Source organism: Actinomadura sp. KC216, from assembly GCF_004348535.1.
In the GTDB taxonomy this organism is placed as follows: Bacteria; Actinomycetota; Actinomycetes; order Streptosporangiales; family Streptosporangiaceae; genus Spirillospora.
Genome location: NZ_SMJX01000034.1, coordinates 16,167 through 33,614 on the forward strand (window position 1 = coordinate 16,167; position 17,448 = coordinate 33,614).

The following is a 17,448-nucleotide window of genomic DNA, read 5'->3' on the forward strand; positions in this document are numbered from 1 at the left end:
CGGTTACCGCTCCCGAAAAACTACAGAGGGTATCCGAATGGACACGCCTGGACGCTCGCCGTTTCCGGTGGCGGGTCCCGTGCTCTGGCAGGATGGCAGGTGATGAACGAGCCGTCACCCACCACAGAGCGGCGCGTCCGGCTGGCGCAACGGCTGCCGCGGCGCGTGCTCACGCTCGGCCTGACCCGTGACGACGGCCTGCCCGGGGTCAGCGGCACGGTGCGGCTCGACCGCCGCACCAAGGACCTCACCAAGCGCCTGCAGCCCGGCGAGATCGCGGTGATCGACCATGTCGACCTCGACCGCGTCAGCGCCGAGGCGCTGGTGGCGTGCGAGGTCGGCGCGGTCGTGAACGTCGCGCCGAGCATCTCGGGCCGCTACCCGAACCTCGGCCCGCAGATCCTGCTCGACGCCGACATCCCGCTGGTGGACGACGTCGGCCCCGAGATCTTCACCAAGCTGCAGGAGGGCGACCAGGCCCGCGTCGAGGGCGCCGTCGTCCACAAGGGCGACGACGTGGTCGCCAAGGGCACCGAGCAGTCGCCCGAGAGCGTCCTGACGGCGCTGACCGAGGCGAAGGCGGGGCTCGCGACGCAGCTGGAGGCGTTCGTCGCCAACACGATGGAGTACGTCAAGCGCGAGCGCGACCTGCTCATCGACGGCGTCGGCGTCCCGGAGGTCACCACCAAGCTCGCCGGGCGGCACGCGCTGATCGTCGTCCGCGGCTACCACTACCGCGAGGACATCGCGACCCTGCGGCCCTACATCCGCGAGTACCGGCCCGTGCTGATCGGCGTGGACGGCGGCGCCGACGCGCTGCTGGAGGCCGGGTACCGCCCCGACATGATCGTCGGCGACATGGACTCGGTGTCCGACGACGCGCTGACCTGCGGCGCCGAGATCGTCGTGCACGCCTACCGGGACGGCCGGGCGCCCGGGCTGAAGCGCGTCCACGAGCTCGGCCAGGAGGCGGTGACGTTCCCCGCCACAGCCACCAGCGAGGACATCGCGATGCTGCTCGCCGACGACAAGGGCGCCACGCTGATCGTCGCGGTCGGCACGCACGCCAACATGGTCGAGTTCCTCGACAAGGGCCGCGCCGGCATGGCCAGCACGTTCCTCACCCGCCTGCGGGTCGGCAGCAAGCTGGTGGACGCCAAGGGCGTCAGCCGGCTCTACCGCAGCCGGATCTCCACCTGGTCGCTGCTGTTCCTCGTCCTCGGCGCGTTCATCGCCATCGTCACCGCCGTCGCCATGTCCCCGGCGGGGGACGTCATCAGTCCCCTGCTCGCCGACCGCTGGCACGCCTTCGTCTTCTGGCTGACCGGACTCTTCACGTGATCGATTTCCGCTACCACCTCGTCTCCATCGTCGCGATCTTCCTCGCGCTGGCGCTCGGCATCGTGCTCGGCTCCACCACGCTGTCTGACTCGGTCAGCGAGACGCTGCGCCAGCAGGCCAACGCGGCGGCCAAGACCGCCCAGCAGGCCCGCAACCAGCAGCGCCACCTGCAGGACCAGGTGAACGGGCAGGAGAAGTTCGCCCAGGGCCTGGCGCCGCAGATCGTCGCCGAACGGCTCAAGGGCCAGTCGCTGGTGCTGGTCGAGACGCCCGGCGCGGGCGACGACAGCATCGAGCGGGTCGGGGAGCTCGCCAAGACCGCGGGCGCCGCCGTCACCGGGCGCGTCACCGTCCAGAAGAAGTTTCTGGACGACGACCAGCGCACCACCGTGGAGGAGCTGTCCACGCAGCTGAAGCCCGACGGCGTCGAGTTCCCCGGCAACGCGACCGCCTACGAGAAGGCGGGCATGGTGCTGGCGGGCGCGCTCGTCACCAAGGACCCCGCCAAGTCCGGCCGGGAGGACGCCTCCGGCGGCGCCGTCCTGAACGCCTTCAAGGAGGCCGGCTACATCACCGAGAGCGGCAAGCCAGGGCAGCACGCGACGCTCGCCGTCATGGTCGGGCCCGCCACCCCCTACGCCTACGACGGCGGCGGCGACGACAACAAGGCGCTGATCTCGCTGGCCGCCGCACTCGACGGCGCCGGGCGCGGTACCGTCGTCGGTGGCCCGCCGACCTCCGCGCAGGAGGGCGGGCTGATCGCGGCGCTGCGCGACTCCGACGCCGGGGACGCGGTCTCCACCGTCGACGTGGTGGACACCGCCTCCGGGCAGGTCGTGACGATCCTGGCGCTGCAGAACGAGATGAGCGGCAAGTCCGGGCAGTACGGCACGGGCGCCGGCGCCGGCGGCTACCTGCCGTCGCCCGCGCCGGCGGGGAAGAACGGGTGACCTGATGAAGCGAAGCAGCACCTCCGGCATGGCTCGGACGGCGCGGCTGCTGGCCGGGGCGGGCCTCGGCGCCGCCGCCGCGCGCGCCGCCTACGTCGCGCTGACCCGGCGCCCGCCCGGGCTGAACGGGCTCCCGGGCGAGGAGGTGTGGGGCCGCACCAACCACCGCGGCGAGCCGGTCACGCTGCTGGAGGGGCCCGCCGTCGTCGCGGGCGCCGCCGCGGCCGGGCTCCTCGCGCCGGGCGTCGAGGGCCGGATGCGCGCCGCCGCGCTGCTCGCGGGCACCGGGTCCGCGCTGCTCGGCGGGTACGACGACATCGCGGGGTCGTCCTCGTCCCGCGGCTTCAAGGGCCATCTCGCCGCGCTCGCGCGCGGCGAGGTCACCAGCGGCGCGGTCAAGATCCTCGGCATCGGCGCGACCGGTCTCGCCGCCGCCGCGATCGCCGGGTCGCTGGCCCCGTCCCGGACGGGACGCGCGTTCGACGCCCTCCTCAACGGCGCGATCATCGCCGGGGCCGCGAACCTGATGAACCTGTTCGACCTGCGTCCCGGGCGGGCCGTCAAGGTCGGCCTGATCACCGGCGCGCCGCTGGCGCTGACCACGTCGGGATCGGCGGTGGTGGCCGCGCCGCTCGGCGCCGCCGCCGCGCTGCTGCCCGAGGACCTCGGCGAGCGCGCGATGCTGGGCGACACCGGCGCGAACGCGCTCGGCGCGCTGCTCGGCCTGTCCGCGACCCGGCTCGGCCGCGGGCCCCGCCTCGCCGTCCTCGCCGGGCTCGCCGGGCTGAACGCGGCCAGCGAGTTCGTCAGCTTCACCAAGGTCATCGCGGGCAACCCGGTGCTGAACCGCATCGACATGCTCGGCCGCCGTCCCGCCGCCGCGGCGCACGTCCCGGCCCCCGCCGGCGAGGCGGAGAAGCCGGACGACGCGTTCCGCCCGGCGGGCGACGGCGTCGCCCCCGACCCGGCCTAGCCGCGCCGCCCCCCGACCCCGACGAGTGAGCCGCCGACGACCGTGTCCCCTGTGCTGCGCCGCCTGACCGGCGGCCTCGCCGGCGCGGCCGTGGTCATCGCGGTCATCACCGTCCTGGCGCGGCTCGCCGGGTTCGGGCGCACCTACGCCTTCTCGCAGACGGTCACGACATCGTGCCTCAGCCAGGCGTACTTCACCTCGACGCAGTTCCCCAGCATCGTCTACGAGATCGTCGCGGGCGGCGCGCTCGCCAGCATGGTCGTGCCGGTCCTCGCGGGCCCGGCCGAGCGCGGCGACCGCGAGCAGGTCCGCCGGATCGGGTCGGCGCTGCTGACCTGGATCGTCGTGCTGACGGTGCCCCTGTCGGCGCTGATGGCGCTCGGCTCCCGCCCGATCATGGAGCTGCTGGTCGGCGCCGACCTGACGGGCTGCTCGCGGAACCAGATCGTCGACGTCGGCTCCACCATGCTCGCGATCATGTCCGCGCAGATGGTGATGTACGGGCTGGCGGTCGTCCTGTACGGGCTGCTGCAGTCGCACCGCCGGTTCGTCGCGCCCGCGCTGGCGCCGCTGATGTCGAGCCTCGTGGTGATCGCCGCGTACGTCGCGTACGCGCCGCTCGGCCGCGGCCACGAGAACGACCTGGCGGGCCTGCCCCTCGACGCCGAGCTGACCCTGGCGGTCGGCACGGCGCTCGGCGGTGTCGCGATGGCCGCCACCGCCGGGATCGCGGCGTGGCGGCTGAAGCTCCGCCTGCGCCCGACGCTCCGGTTCCCGGACGGCGTCGCGCGCCGCGTGCGGCGGCTCGCGCTCGCCGGGCTCGCGACCGTCGCGGCGCAGCAGCTGTCGGCGCTGCTCGTCGTCCGGCTCAGTTACGAGGGGACGGGCGGCGCGCTCGCCAACTACCAGTACGCGTGGGCGATCTACCTGCTGCCGTGGGCGATCCTCGCCGTGCCGATCGCGACCAGCGCGTTCCCGATGCTGTCGGCGCGGATGAGCGCGGGCGAGCAGGACCGGTTCGACCAGGTCACCGCGTCCACGACCCGCGCGGTGATCCTGGTGTCGTGCGCGGGCGCCGCGGCGCTGGCCGCCGTCGCCGTGCCGATCGGCGCGGTGTTCAACCCCGGCCACCCCGACCAGCAGGACGTGCTGTCCCGCGCCGTCCTCGCGTTCGCGCCCGGACTGCTCGGCTACGGCCTCGTCGCGCATCTCGGGCGCGTCCTGTTCGCCTGCCACCGGGGGCGGATGGGCGCGGCGGCGGTCGTCACGGGCTGGCTGGTGGTCATGGTCGCGGACGTCGCGCTCGTCCTGTCGGTGGACCGGCAGTGGGTGGTGGCGGCCCTCGGCATCGGCAACGCCGCCGGGATGACCGTCGCGGGCGCGCTGCTGCTCGGAACGCTCCTGCGCGCCCGGGGCGCCGCGTCCGTCGCGGGGATACCGCGCGCGCTGGCCGCCGGGCTGGCGGGCGGCGCCGCGGGCGGCGCGGCCGGATACGCGCTCGCCGCGCTCCTCGGCACGGGCGGCACCGGCGCGGGCGGCGAGCTCCGCAACGCCGGGACCGGTATGCTCGCCGCCGGAGCCGTCTTCCTGATCGTCGCATTCGTGATCGACGGCCGTGACCTGCGGGCCGTCCTGAGCCGGAGGATCACCCGCCATGCCTGACACGGTCGCGTCGGACACAGGGAAGCTGGACGGGCTGCGTGTCGCGATCGTCCTCGGGACGGTCGCGGGCGGCGTCGGGAAGCACGTGCGGTCCACCGCCCGGCGCCTCGCCGGGCGCGGCGCCCGCGTGCTGGTGTGCGGGCCCGCCTCGGCCGAGGAGCTGTTCGGGTTCGCGGGCGGCGGCGTCCGCTTCACCGAGATCGACATCGCGGACCGGCCGCGCCCGCTGAGCGACGTCAAGGCCGCGCGGCGGCTGCGGACGCTGCTGGGCGGCGCGGACGTCGTCCACGCGCACGGCCTGCGCGCCGGTGCCCTCGCGGTGACGGCGCGCGCGCGGATCGCGCCCGGCCCGCTGCGCGTTTCCCGCGGCGGCCCGCCGCTGGTCGTGACGCTGCACAACGCCGTCATCACCGGCGGGCGGACGGCCGCCATCCACGGGACGCTCGAACGCATCGTGGCGCGCGGCGCGACCCGCGTCCTCGGGGTGTCGCCCGATCTGGAGGAGCGGATGCGGACGCTCGGCGCCCGGTCGGTGGGGCACGCGATCGTCCCCGCGCCCCCGCCGCAGGCACCGCCCGGCCCGGCCGTCCGCGCCGACCTGCGCGCGGAGCTCGGCGTGGGGGAGCGGCCCCTGATCGTCACGGTCGGCCGGCTCGCCGAGCAGAAGGGCCTGCCGACCCTGCTGGACGCCTCGCGCGCCTGGGCCGGCCGCACCCCGCCACCGCTCGTCGCGATCGCCGGGGACGGCCCGCTGGAGGGCGAGCTGCGCGCCCGGATCGAGGCCGAGGACCTGCCCGTCCGGCTGCTCGGCCGCCGTCCGGACGTCCCCGGCCTGCTCGCCGCGGCCGACATCGCGGTCGTCCCGAGCGTGTGGGAGGGGCAGCCGCTGGTCGTCCAGGAGATCCTGCGGGCGGGACGGCCCCTCGTCGCGACCCGGGTCGGCGGCATCCCCGGCATGGTCGGCGCGGGCGAGCGTCCCGCGAACGGCGGCCCGCTGCTGCACGGCCCCGAGAGCGAGGCGGCGCTGCTCGTCCCGCCGGGCGACGCGGACGCGCTGGAACGCGCGGTGAGCCGCGTCCTGGACGACCCGTCCCTCGCCGCCCGGCTCGCCTCCGCCGCCGCGCAGCGCTCGGCCCTGCTGCCCGGCGAGGACGACGCCGTCGACCAGCTCGCCGCCCTCTACCTGGAGCTTGCGGACATCCGAATCTGACGAATCCGCCACAACGGGAACTCAGGCCGAGAAGATCACGTTATAGGGGGCAGTGGAGGGGAGTATCCCCGCGCACGGTTCCCGTCAATACGGTCGGTCCATACCGGCCCGGGGCCGGGGCCCCGCGGACGTCGTGTCGTTCCGGGGCGGGAGAGACCTCCAGCGCTCGTTCATGTCCGCTGGAGGTGTTCGTCCTTGTCCGTCTCGCCGTTGGTGTGGGGTCTCACGATCGCGGGGATCCTTGCCGTCATCGCCGCCGACCTCTTCCTGATCCACCGCAACGACACGCGCGAGTTCACGACCCGGCGCGCCGCGTTCTGGTCGGCGATCTACATCGGCCTCGCCGTCATGTTCGGCGTCGGCGTCTGGGTGTCCTCCGGCGGGCAGTACGCGGCGGAGTACTTCGGCGGGTTCGTCACCGAGAAGAGCCTCAGCGTCGACAACCTGTTCGTGTTCATGGTGATCCTCGCCCGGTTCGCGGTGCCGAAGCACGCCCAGCACACCGTGCTGATGGCGGGCATCGTGATCGCGCTCGTGCTCCGCGGCCTCTTCATCGCCGTCGGCGCCGCGGCGATCTCCACGTTCACCTGGGTCTTCTTCATCTTCGGCGCGTTCCTGCTCTGGACGGCGATCGGGATGGTCCGCGGCGGCGACGAGGAAGAGGTCAAGGAGAACTTCCTGCTGCGCTGGGCGAAGCGGGTCATCCCGACGTCCGACGACTACGACGGCTCCCGGTTCGTCACCCGCCGGGACGGCCGCCGGTACATGACCCCGATGGCCGTCGTCATGATCGCGATCGGCTCCACCGACGTGATGTTCGCCGTCGACTCCATCCCCGCGATCTTCGGCCTCACGACCGAGCCGTACCTGGTGTTCACCGCCAACGCGTTCGCGCTGATGGGGCTCGTGCAGCTGTACTTCCTGCTCGGCGGGCTCACCGACCGGCTCGTCTACCTCGGGCACGGGCTGGCGTTCATCCTCGGCTTCATCGGCGTGAAGCTGATCTTCCACGCGATGCACGAGTACGGCGTGTCCTGGGCGCCGGAGATCCCGATCTGGCTGTCCCTCGCCGTGATCGCCGGGACGCTCGCCGCCACCACGGTCGCCAGCCTCGCCGCGGGCCGCAAGCCTTCGGACAAGGCACCGATCGCCGCGGACGAACCGGACGCCTCCGCGACACGCGACGCCTGAGCCTTCCCTCCCCCTCGACCGAACCCTGTTCTAGAATAAGAATCAACAGTGGTGCGAGAGAGGGTTCGAGGCATGGGCATCGGGCTGACCGAGGAGCACGAGGCGCTCGCCGATTCGGTGCGCGGCTTCGCCGAGCGCAACGTTCCGGCGGCGGCGGTCCGGGCCGCGCTCGACGCCGGCGAGGAGGCCAGGCCCGGGTTCTGGCGGTCCCTGGCCGACCAGGGCCTCCTCGGCCTGCACCTGGCCGAGGAGCACGGCGGCCAGGGCTACGGCCTCCTGGAACTGGCGATCGTCGTGGAGGAACTGGGCCGCGCCGCCGCACCCGGCCCGTTCCTGCCGACCGTCCTGGCGAGCGCGGTGATCGGCACGTCCGGCAACCCGAAGGCGCGCGCCGAACTGCTGCCCGCCCTCGCCGACGGGTCACGGACCGGCGCCGTCGCGCTGGACGGCGCCCTGACCGCCCGCCGCGACGGCGACGCGCTCCTCGTGTCCGGGACGTTCGGAACGGTCCTGGGCGCGGGGCTCGCCGACGTCCTGGTCCTCCCGGTGGAGGGCGACCGCTGGGTGGCGGTCGACGCCGCCGACGCCGCGGTCACGCCCGTCGCCAGCCTCGACCGGACCCGCCGCGTCGCCGCCGTCGAGGTCAACGGCCTCGCGGTCGCCCCCGACCGCGTCCTGGACGGCGTCACCACGGCCCGCGTGCGGGACCTCGCCGCCGCGCTGTTCGGCGCCGAGGCCGCGGGCCTCTCCGCATGGCTGGTGGCCACCGCCGCCGAGTACGCGAAGGTCCGCCGGCAGTTCGGCCGCCCGATCGGGCAGTTCCAGGGCGTCAAGCACAAGGCCGCCCGCAGCCTGATCGCGCTGGAGCAGGCCCGCGCCGCCGCCTGGGACGCCGCCCGCGCCCTGGACGAGGACGCCCCCGACGCGGGGTTCGCCGCCGCGGTCGCCGCCGTCATCGCCCCCGACGCGGGCGTCCGGACGGCCCGCGACGCCATCCAGATCCTCGGCGGCATCGGCTTCACCTGGGAACACGACGCCCACATCTACCTGCGCCGCGCGTCCACGCTGCGGGCGCTGCTCGGACCGTCCAAGGAATGGGCCGCCAGGGTCGCGGCGCTGGCGCTGGACGGCGGCCGCCGCGAGGTGGTCCTCGAACTGGACGAGGACGCCCAGCCGCTCCGCGAGCGCATCCGCGCCGAGATCGCCGACCTGGCCGCCATCACCGACCAGGACGAACTGCACCGGAGACTCGGCGACGAGGGCTGGACCGCTCCCCACCTCCCGGAGCCGTGGGGCCGCGCCGCCCGGCCGGTCGAGCAGATCCTCATCCAGCAGGAGCTGAAGGCCGCGAAGGTCAAGGGCCCGAACATCGGGATCGGCGCGTGGCTGGTCCCGTCCATCGTCCGGTACGGGACGGACGAGCAGAAGGAGCGCTTCCTCCGCCCGACCCTCCAGGGCCGGATCACGTGGTGCCAGCTGTTCTCCGAGCCCGGCGCCGGCTCCGACCTGGCGTCCCTGTCGATGAGGGCCGAGCGCGTCGAGGGCGGCTGGCGGCTCACCGGCCAGAAGATATGGACGTCCCTCGCCCAGCACGCCGAATGGGGCTTCTGCGTCGCCCGCACCGACCCCGGCGCTCCCAAGCACGACGGCATCACCTACTTCCTCGTCGACATGCGGTCCGAGGGCGTGGACGTCCGGCCGCTGCGCGAGCTGACCGGCGACGCCCTCTTCAACGAGGTGTTCCTCGACGGCGTGTTCGTCCCCGACGACCGCGTCGTCGGCGAGGTGAACCAGGGCTGGCAGGTCGCGCGGAACACGCTGTCCAACGAGCGCGTGTCGCTGTCGACCGGCGGCGGCCTCGGCATGGGCGTCCCCGAGCTCCTGGCGTTCCTCGGCCGCCGGGACGTCGACGCGGTCACCGCCCCGGACGCCGGCGCGCTCGTCGCGCAGGGCCAGTCGATCGACCTGCTCGGCCTGCGCACCACCCTCAAGCAGCTGAACGGCGTGGAACCGGGCGCGGAGGCCAGCGTCCGCAAGCTCCTGGGCGTCCAGTTCAACCAGGACGTCGCCGACCACTGCTGGGCCGCCCAGGGCACCGCCGCCGCCACCGAGGTCCCCCTGGCGGAGAGCGGCATCATGGCCCGCGCCATGCTGTTCTCCCGAGCGATGACGATCTACGGCGGCACCACCGAGGTCCAGCTCAACATCATCGGCGAGCGCCTCCTCGGCCTCCCCAGAGACCCCGAGCCAGGCCGATGAGCCGTCAGCGGCGGGGCCGGAAGTTGTAGGTGACGTTGACCAGGACGATCGCGGCCAGGACGAAGAACAGGCCCGGGAGGTCGGCGTTGACGACCCCGATCGCGCTCAACGGGATCGCGGCCAGCAGCGACACCACCGCGAGAGCCAGGCTGTGATCGTGATCGGGGCGCGTCCCGTCCGGCGCCGGACGGAACCGGGCCTGGGGCTCGGGGGCGGCCGAGCGCGCGTCCAGGGTCTCCTGGATCCGGTCCACGATCGTCTCGATGAAGGCGTCGTCGTAGTCGGGGCCCAACTCGCGCCGGGCGGCCATCGCTGCCGTCAGATCCTCGCGGGGCAGCCGTGGGCTCGTCATGCTTCGGTTATAGCAAGGGCGGGCCCGTGCCGGCCTCACCCCGCAGTACAAATCGCCCGTACCTCCCAGGTAGCAAGAAAGGGCAAGGGATGACCGACGGAACGTTCGCCTCGCCCGCCGACGCGGCCCGCAGGCTGGCGGAGGTCCGCTACCTCGCGGACGAGTCGATCGCCACGACCGTGTACCTCGCGCAGGCGCTCGGCAAGCCGCTGCTCGTCGAGGGGCCCGCCGGGGTCGGCAAGACCGAGCTGGCCAAGGCCGTCGCGGCGGCGACCGGCGCGGAACTGATCCGGCTCCAGTGCTACGAGGGGCTGGACGAGGCCCGCGCCCTCTACGAGTTCAACTACAAGAAGCAGCTCCTGGCGATCCAGGCCGCGCCCGCCGACCGGGCCTGGCAGGAGACCCACGACGACATCTTCTCCGAGGAGTTCCTGCTGGAGCGGCCGCTGCTGGCCGCCATCCGCCGCACCGGCCCGACCGTCCTGCTGATCGACGAGGCGGACAAGGCCGACATCGAGGTGGAGGGCATGCTGCTGGAGGTCCTGTCGGACTACCAGATCACGATCCCCGAGCTCGGGACGGTCGGCGCCGTCCGCCGCCCCTACGTGGTGATCACCTCGAACGCGGCGCGGGAGCTGTCGGAGGCGCTCAAGCGCCGCTGCCTGTACCTGCACCTGAACTACCCGGCGCCGGACCGGGAGCGCGACATCGTCCTCGCGCAGGTGCCGGGGATCGAGGCGGAGCTGGCCGAGCGGCTCGTCCGCACCGTCGGGACGCTGCGCGACCTGGAGATCAAGAAGGCGCCGTCGATCGCCGAGACCGTCGACTGGGCACGCACCCTGCTCGCGCTCGGCCTGGACGACCTGGACGAGTCCGCCGTCGCCCGGACGCTCGGCGTCGTCCTCAAGCACGTCTCCGACCAGGAGCGCGCGGCCAAGGAACTGGGCCTGACCTGATGGGCTCCCTACTCGACCGGCACACGGGGTTCGTCGCGGAGCTGCGGCGGGCCGGGCTGCCGGTGTCGGTCGCCGAGGGGCTGGACGCCGTCCGCGCCATGCAGGCGGTCGATCTGCTCGACCGGGAGTCGCTGCGCGCCGCCTACGCCGCGACGGTCGTGAAGCGGCCGCAGCACCGCCCGGCGTTCGACGCGCTGTTCGACCTGTGGTTCCCCGCCGCGGTCGGCGACGGCGCCGGGGGAGCGCCGGACCCGGACCGCCCGCCCCGGACGCTCGACGGCGCCGGACGCCCCGTCCCGCCGCCGCTCGACCCGCTGGTGCAGGCCCGCCGCGACCAGCTCGCCGACCTCCTCCTCTCCGGCGACGACGCCGGGCTCCGGCGGTTCGCCCGCCAGGCGGTCGCCGAGTACGGCCGGACACCCGGCCAGGAGTCGTGGTTCTCGTCCGGCGTGCTGCGCGCCCTGTCGCCCGAGACGCTCATGGCGCGGCTGCTCGACGCCGTCCTCGCCGGGCAGGAGCGGGGCGGCATGGCCGAGCGGGTCGCCCGCCGGACGTTCCGCGACCGCATCGCCCGGTTCGAGGGTCTCGTCGCGGGCGAGGCGCGGCGCCGCATCGCCGAGGACACCGGCGTCGAGCGCACCGCGCGGCTCGCCGTCCGGCCGCCGCTGGAACGGCTCGACTTCGCCGCCGCCCGCCGCGACGAGCTGGCCGCGCTGCGCCGCGAGGTGCATCCGCTGGCGCGCAGGCTCGCGTCGCGGCTCGTCCAGAAGCAGCGGCACGGCAGGCGCGGGCGCCTCGACTTCCGCCGGACGGTCCGCGCGTCCCTGGCCAGCGGGGGAGTGCCGCTCACCACGCACCACCGGCCGCGCCGCCCGCACCGGCCCGAGCTGGTGGTGCTGTGCGACGCCAGCGACTCGGTGTCGGCGTTCGCGCACTTCACGCTGCTGCTGACGTTCGCGCTGCGGGAGCAGTTCAGCAAGGTCCGCGCGTTCGCGTTCATCGACGCCACCGACGAGATCACCCGGTTCTTCGCGCCGGGCACGGACGTCGCGGACGCCATGACCCGCCTCGCCGCCGAGGCCGACCTCGTCTGGATCACCGGCCGCTCCAACTACGGCCACGCCATCAAGGTGTTCGACGAGAAGTACCGCGACGCGATCACGCCAAAGACGTCCCTGCTGATCCTCGGCGACGCCCGCTCCAACTACGGCGACCTGGCGCTGCCGGTCCTGCGCTCCATGGTCCGCCGCGCCCGGCACGCCTACTGGCTCAACCCCGAACCCCGCAGCCAATGGGACACGGGCGACTCGGCGGCCTCCAGCTACGGCGAGCTCGTCCCGATGTACGAGTGCCGCAACCTCGTCCAGCTCGCCGCGTTCATCGAGGAACTCGCCTGATCGCCACCGCGAGGACCGCGCCCGCGAGCGCGCCGGCGGCGGACACGAGCAGCGCGACGTTCGTCCCGTGGGCCAGGTCGGACGCCCCGGTCCCCGATCCCGTCGCGATGGCCCCGACGATCGCCACGCCCACCGACGCGCCGACGTAGCGGGCGGTGTTGTTGGCCCCGGACCCCATGCTCGCGCGGCCGGCAGGGACGCTCTCCACGGCGAGCCGGGCGAGCATCGCGTTGGCGAGTCCGCTGCCGATCCCGGCCACGGCCAGGCCGGGGACGAGCCGCCACCAGTGGCCGTCCGGGACCAGCCCCAGCATCGCGAGTTCTCCCACCGCGCTGAGCGCGAGCCCGGCGCCGAGCAGCCGCCCGGCGGGCAATCGGGCGGGGAGCCGCCGGGCCTGCAGCGCCGCCGCGAACGACAGCCCGGACCAGATCGCGAGGACCAGCGCCGCCGCGACCGTGGACAGGCCCAGCACCAGCGCCATGATCGTCGCCAGATGGCTCATGACCCCGATCACGGCGAGCCCGGTGACGAGCGCCCCCACGGTCGACAGCAGGAACGCGGGGCACCGGAACAGCCCCAGGTCGAGCATCGGCTCCCGCCGCCGCGCCTCGATCGCGACGAACGCCGCGAGCAGCACGGCCGCCGCCGCGAACAGCGCCAGGACGGCCGGGCGCGTCCAGCCCGTCCGCCCCCACGTGATCGCCGCGACGAGGGCGCCCACGCCCAGGCTCATCGTGGCCAGGCCGGGCAGGTCCAGGCCGCGCGGGCGTGCGGCGCGCGACTCGTCCAGGACGAGCGCCCACGCGCCGAGCAGCACCGACGCGAGCGCCGCCGTCCAGTACCACAGCCGCCAGCCGCCCAACTCGGCCAGCCCGGCGGAGGCGATCGGGCCGAGCGCGATGCCGAGGCCGAGCATCGCGCCCCAGATCCCGGTGGCGTGCGCGCGGCGCGGGCCCGGTTCGAACGACGCGGCGACGATCCCGAGCCCGGTCGCCAGCAGCGCCGCGCTCGCCGCGCCCTGGACGATCCGCCCGGCGACGAAGACGCCCGCGTCCGGCGCGACCGCGCAGGCGACGCTGGACGCCGCGAGCACCCCGGCGCCGATCAGGAACACCCGCTTGCGGCCGTGGTCGTCGGCCAGGCTGCCCACCGCCAGCAGCGCCACCGCGAGCCCGAGGCTGATCGAGCTCATCAGCCATATCTGGGCGGTCGCGCCCGCGTGGAGGCCGCGCGCCGTGTCGGCCAGGACCGCCATCGGCGCGGTGTAGTTCATCAGCGCCAGCAGCGTCGCGGCGGCGGGCACGGCCAGCGCGGAGGTGGAGCCGGGCACGCGGTTCGCCGGCCGCTGCGTCGTCAGAGTCGTCATCCCCACCCCGTGAGTTCAGTGATTGAACCGACCTGGGCGACGGTAGCACGATTCGGTTCGGTCAATGAACCGCCGGGGCGGTAGTGTGGTGCGCATGGCACTCGGCAAGGACTACGCGGCGCAGGACTGCTCCCTCGCCCGCGCCCTTGAGGTCGTCGGCGAGCGCTGGACGCTGCTGATCGTCCGGGACGCCTTCTACGGCGTGCGCCGGTTCAACGACTTCCACGTCCACCTGGACGTCCCGCGCGCCGTGCTGTCCGCACGGCTGCAGTCACTCGTCGAGACGGGCCTGCTCGCCAAGGAAGGCCACGACTACGTCCTGACGGAGATGGGCCGTGACCTGTGGCCCGTCGTCCACTCGCTCGCCCGCTGGGCCGAGAACCACCTGTCGTCCGAGCCGACCCGCTTCTTCGTCCACATCCCCTGCGGCACCCGCATCGGCCCGGACGGCACGTGCTTGTCCTGCGAGCGCCACGTCCCGCCGGAAGACCTGGAAGTCCACGCCGGTCCCGGCGTGCGGCGCCGCACCGACCCGGTCAGCGTGATCCTGCGCTCCCCGCACCGCCTCCTCGACCCGATCCGCACCTAGCGGGCTAGGCGCCGAGGGCGCGGGCGATCAGCTCGGCGACGGCGTCGGGGTCGATGTGCTGGCCGGTGAGCCCGGCGAGGTTCTCCTGGTAGATCAGGACGGCGGTGAACGTCGCGGCGGCGGCCTCCAGCCGGGCCTGGTCGCCGCGGGCGCCGGGGTGGGCCAGCTCCAGCGCGCGGCGCGCCCGCAGGAACACCTCGGAGTTCAGCCGCCCGAGCCGCTCCCGGACGGACTTGTGCGTGTCGGCCTCCCGGAACAGGATGCGGCGCATCGCGGGGGAGGCGTGCAGGGGCAGGCGCCGCGCCAGCCGCGACAGCGTGCCCGCCGGGTCACCGGGGACGGCCTCGACCGCGGCCTCCGGGCCGTCCGGCAGCTCCTCGACGAACGTCCGCTCGTCGACCAGCGCCACCAGGACGTCGATCTTCTGCGGGAAGTAGTGGAACACCAGGCCCTTCGGGACGTTCGCGTGCCCGGCGATCCGCGCGGTGGAACTGGCCTCGTAGCCGCGGTCGGCGAACAGCGCCTCGGCGGCGTCCAGGATGCGGGTGCGGGAATCGGCCGCCCGCTCGCTCATCGGCACCGTCCCCCCGCACGCCCGAGCGGTCCCGGAGTCTCGATCAGGCCGCGGCCTCGCCGCCGCGCGCCTGGGTGGCTCCCCACACGCCGACGATAGTAGCGACACCGCCCGCGATCCATGCCGTCCACGCGGCGGCGTCGGAGCCGTCGAACCCGAACGCCCAGGGCGAGACGAAGATCAGCAGGGCGAACGCGGTCGCCGTCCAGGCCGTGGGGCCCGCGCTGCCGAGCAGCGCGTAGAGGCCGGCCATGGCGAGCAGCGCGCCGAGCACCATGAGCGGCTGCTGACCTGCGTTGTCGCCCCACAGTTCCGGGGCCAGGAGCGCGACGAGGCCGGCCAGGAAGGCCACCCCGTCCTGCCAGGCGAACTTCTGCATTCGGCCACCTCCGCGGGGGTCGGGTCGGTTTCCCGTTCGGAATGGATCGTTCCCTGACTGACCGACCGGTCAACCTACCGTGACGGCCTGTTCAGCCCCTCCCCGAGGTGACGACGCCGGGACCGGAGGATAGAGCGGTCAGTGGCCCCCGGGAGCGCGGGTCTCGTTGGTGATCGAGTGGGAGGACGGGGTGATCAAGGTCGTCTGACGGCGGGTCAGGTGAAGTGGATGGTCTTGAGGCGGTCGGCGGTGTCGCGGTCGAGGATGGTGACGCCCGTCGCGGGCGGGAGCGGGGCGCCGCTGCGGGCGCGGTCGACCAGGGGGTACCAGCGGCGGCAGTGGCGGGCGAACGTGGCGGCGGTGACGACGCGGCCGCGGGCGACCTGGCCGGCGCGGGCCGTGCGGGGGTCGACGTCGAGGAGGATGAGGTGCAGCCGGTGGCCGCGGCGGCGGGCCATCCAGGCGAACAGGTGCAGGATGTGCGGCCAGGTGCCGCGCGTGTGCGCGACGACGCCGTGGCCCGCGAGGATCGCGCGGGCGATCCGCCACACGTGGGTGGCGTGGATCAGCGGCGTCCGCAGCCGGGCGGGCACGGGGCGCAGGATCCGCGCCCACCAGTTGCGCGCCTGGCGGGAGTCGATCACGCGGACGTCGCCCGCGGGGACGGGGGCCGTCTCGTCGCCGCGCAGGCCGTAGAGGCGGTCGAGCAGGGTCGTCTTGCCGGCGCCCGGAAGGCCGGCGACGAGCACCAGGGAGCCCGCCGGATAGCACAGGACGGGTCCCGGGTCCACCGCTTGGAGTTCGTGGATGGTCGTCTCCTGTGTCGGCCCGGAGTGTGGTTGAAGCAACGAATGCTCACGAGCGCTTGTTCCGTCCGGGACGTGCCGTCCCGGTCGTCGGGCCGCCGGATCACCACCCGCGGGAGCGCCATTCGGGGAGCGAGGGGCGCTCGCGGCCGAGCGTCGAGTCCTTGCCGTGGCCGGGATAGAACCAGGTGGCGTCCGGGAGCCGGTCGAAGACGCGCTCCTCGACGTCGGAGAGAAGCTGCTTGAAGCGCGTCGGGTCGCCCCAGGTGTTGCCGACGCCGCCGGGGAACAAACTGTCGCCGGTGAACAGGTGCGGGCGGTCGGCCAGCTCGCCGCCCGCGTCGTACAGCAGCGCGATCGAGCCGGGCGTGTGGCCGCGCAGGTGGATGACGTCGAGGGTGGCGCGGCCGACGGCGACCGTGTCGCCCTGCTCGACGGGCTCGGTGACGGGCTCCGGCAGCGCCTCGGCGTCGCGGGGATGGGCGACGACGGGCGCGCTCGTGGCGCGCACCACCTCGCTTAGCGCCACCCAGTGGTCCTCGTGGCGGTGGGTGGTGACGATCCGCGCGAGGGGACCGTCGCCGATCAGCTCCAGCAGGCGGGACGCCTCGTTCGCCGCGTCGATCAGCAGCTGCTCGCCGGTGGCGGTGCAGCGCAGGATGTAGGCGTTGTTGTCGTACGGGCCGACCGCCACCTTCGTGACCGTCAGCCCGGGCAGCTCCCGCACGTCGGGACGGCCGCCGACGTCGACGTTCCCGGTGTAGCTCATGGGGGTCCTTCCCGTGGGTGGATGCGTGACCATCTTCCATCATCGGCCGCCGGCCGTCGGTCGGGAGGAAAATGAGTCACCAGACGCAGCCGAACCGTGCGTTCACGGACGGACGGTACCGTCTTGCCGCCGCATGATGGTCAGTGGAAGATCGTGTCCACTGGTGAGGACGGTGAAGGTTGGTTACCGCATTCCGTCCCGGACCGGACAAGGAGACGCCCGAGGACCTCCTCGGGCACGCCTGTACGCTGGTCCGGCTCTGCGGCCGGGACTCCGCCATCGCGGCGGTGTTCCTCGCCCTGGTGCTGGCGGGGACCGCGTCCCGGCTGGCGGCCGGCCCGCCGGGTCCCGCGGCGCTCGCGCTGCTCCCGGTGATGGCCGCGGCGTTCGCGGTCTCGGCCTCGTACGCGATCCGGTCGCGGCGGACGCTGCTGTCCGTGCTCGCCGCGGTCCGCGGCCGCACCGGCGCCCCGGTCGACCCCGGCGTACCGTGGACGCCGTTCGGGTCGGCGGCCGCGCTCGACGCCCGGGTCCGCGACGCGGAGCTGCGGCGGCTGCTGTCGGCGGCGCACCGCTGCGGCGAGCTGTCCTGGCAGGCCGTCGCGTGGGCGGCGGCGACCTCGGTGCTGTTCCTGTTCTGGACGATGGCGGCGGCGATGACGGGAGGGTGACCG

General features: G+C 74.1%; 17 protein-coding genes. 11 read left to right on the forward strand and 6 right to left on the reverse strand.

What is annotated here, in order from left to right; translation table 11 throughout:
• Positions 1-102: 102 nt before the first annotated feature.
• From steA to E1264_RS08680, 7 genes are all read left to right on the forward strand, one after another.
• Positions 103-1,341, forward strand: coding sequence for a putative cytokinetic ring protein SteA (steA, locus tag E1264_RS08650; protein WP_132171406.1), 1,239 nt, complete (start codon positions 103-105; stop codon positions 1,339-1,341).
• Positions 1,338-2,291, forward strand: a complete 954-nt coding sequence (locus E1264_RS08655; RefSeq protein WP_132171408.1) for a copper transporter — start codon at positions 1,338-1,340, stop codon at positions 2,289-2,291. Before steA ends, E1264_RS08655 begins: the two co-directional genes overlap by 4 nt.
• 4 nt (positions 2,292-2,295) lie before the next feature.
• Positions 2,296-3,264: a hypothetical protein gene (locus E1264_RS08660; protein ID WP_132171410.1), complete on the forward strand. Its 969-nt coding sequence runs from the start codon at positions 2,296-2,298 to the stop codon at positions 3,262-3,264.
• Positions 3,265-3,306: 42 nt separating this feature from the next.
• On the forward strand, positions 3,307-4,926 hold the full coding sequence (locus E1264_RS08665; protein ID WP_132171412.1) for a lipid II flippase MurJ: 1,620 nt from the start codon (positions 3,307-3,309) through the stop codon (positions 4,924-4,926).
• Entirely contained in the window at positions 4,919-6,136 is a 1,218-nt protein-coding gene (locus tag E1264_RS08670; protein WP_207935794.1) for a glycosyltransferase family 4 protein, read from the forward strand. Before E1264_RS08665 ends, E1264_RS08670 begins: the two co-directional genes overlap by 8 nt.
• Positions 6,137-6,331: 195 nt before the next feature.
• Positions 6,332-7,327: a TerC family protein gene (locus E1264_RS08675; RefSeq protein ID WP_132171414.1), complete on the forward strand. Its 996-nt coding sequence runs from the start codon at positions 6,332-6,334 to the stop codon at positions 7,325-7,327.
• A gap of 72 nt (positions 7,328-7,399) precedes the next feature.
• On the forward strand, positions 7,400-9,586 hold the full coding sequence (locus E1264_RS08680; protein WP_132171416.1) for an acyl-CoA dehydrogenase: 2,187 nt from the start codon (positions 7,400-7,402) through the stop codon (positions 9,584-9,586).
• A gap of 4 nt (positions 9,587-9,590) precedes the next feature.
• On the opposite strand, the gene E1264_RS08685 is transcribed toward E1264_RS08680, so the two are convergent.
• Positions 9,591-9,938: a hypothetical protein gene (locus E1264_RS08685; protein WP_132171418.1), complete on the reverse strand. Its 348-nt coding sequence runs from the start codon at positions 9,936-9,938 to the stop codon at positions 9,591-9,593.
• Between the two features lie 89 nt (positions 9,939-10,027).
• Here E1264_RS08685 and E1264_RS08690 point away from each other — a divergent pair, with 89 nt between their 5' ends.
• Both E1264_RS08690 and E1264_RS08695 read left to right on the forward strand, forming a co-directional pair.
• The gene (locus tag E1264_RS08690; RefSeq protein WP_132171420.1) at positions 10,028-10,894 is read left to right on the forward strand and encodes a MoxR family ATPase; all 867 of its coding nucleotides are present in this window, start codon (positions 10,028-10,030) and stop codon (positions 10,892-10,894) included.
• Positions 10,894-12,291 carry a VWA domain-containing protein gene (locus tag E1264_RS08695; RefSeq protein ID WP_132171422.1) on the forward strand — a complete coding sequence of 466 codons (1,398 nt, stop codon included), beginning with the start codon at positions 10,894-10,896 and terminating at the stop codon, positions 12,289-12,291. Before E1264_RS08690 ends, E1264_RS08695 begins: the two co-directional genes overlap by 1 nt.
• Here the strand turns inward: E1264_RS08695 and E1264_RS08700 are convergent.
• Positions 12,272-13,657: an MFS transporter gene (locus E1264_RS08700; protein ID WP_132171424.1), complete on the reverse strand. Its 1,386-nt coding sequence runs from the start codon at positions 13,655-13,657 to the stop codon at positions 12,272-12,274. The two genes, E1264_RS08695 and E1264_RS08700, sit on opposite strands and share 20 nt — an antisense overlap.
• A 94-nt stretch (positions 13,658-13,751) precedes the next feature.
• On the opposite strand from E1264_RS08700, the gene E1264_RS08705 reads away from it, so the two are divergent.
• Positions 13,752-14,246 carry a helix-turn-helix domain-containing protein gene (locus E1264_RS08705; RefSeq protein WP_132171426.1) on the forward strand — a complete coding sequence of 165 codons (495 nt, stop codon included), beginning with the start codon at positions 13,752-13,754 and terminating at the stop codon, positions 14,244-14,246.
• Positions 14,247-14,250: 4 nt separating this feature from the next.
• On the opposite strand, the gene E1264_RS08710 is transcribed toward E1264_RS08705, so the two are convergent.
• The 4 genes from E1264_RS08710 to E1264_RS08725 all read right to left on the reverse strand — a co-directional run bounded on the left by E1264_RS08710 (position 14,251) and on the right by E1264_RS08725 (position 16,774).
• Entirely contained in the window at positions 14,251-14,820 is a 570-nt protein-coding gene (locus E1264_RS08710; protein WP_132171428.1) for a TetR/AcrR family transcriptional regulator, read from the reverse strand.
• Positions 14,821-14,863: 43 nt separating this feature from the next.
• Positions 14,864-15,199, reverse strand: a complete 336-nt coding sequence (locus E1264_RS08715; RefSeq protein ID WP_132171430.1) for an SPW repeat protein — start codon at positions 15,197-15,199, stop codon at positions 14,864-14,866.
• Positions 15,200-15,414: 215 nt separating this feature from the next.
• Positions 15,415-15,990, reverse strand: a complete 576-nt coding sequence (locus E1264_RS08720) for an AAA family ATPase (RefSeq protein WP_132171432.1) — start codon at positions 15,988-15,990, stop codon at positions 15,415-15,417.
• 118 nt (positions 15,991-16,108) lie between these two features.
• Positions 16,109-16,774: an MBL fold metallo-hydrolase gene (locus E1264_RS08725; protein WP_132171434.1), complete on the reverse strand. Its 666-nt coding sequence runs from the start codon at positions 16,772-16,774 to the stop codon at positions 16,109-16,111.
• 179 nt (positions 16,775-16,953) lie between these two features.
• Between E1264_RS08725 and E1264_RS08730 the strand changes: the two genes are divergently transcribed.
• Positions 16,954-17,445 (forward strand): hypothetical protein, encoded by a 492-nt coding sequence (locus E1264_RS08730; protein WP_132171436.1) that lies wholly within the window; start codon positions 16,954-16,956, stop codon positions 17,443-17,445.
• Positions 17,446-17,448 lie beyond the last annotated feature (3 nt).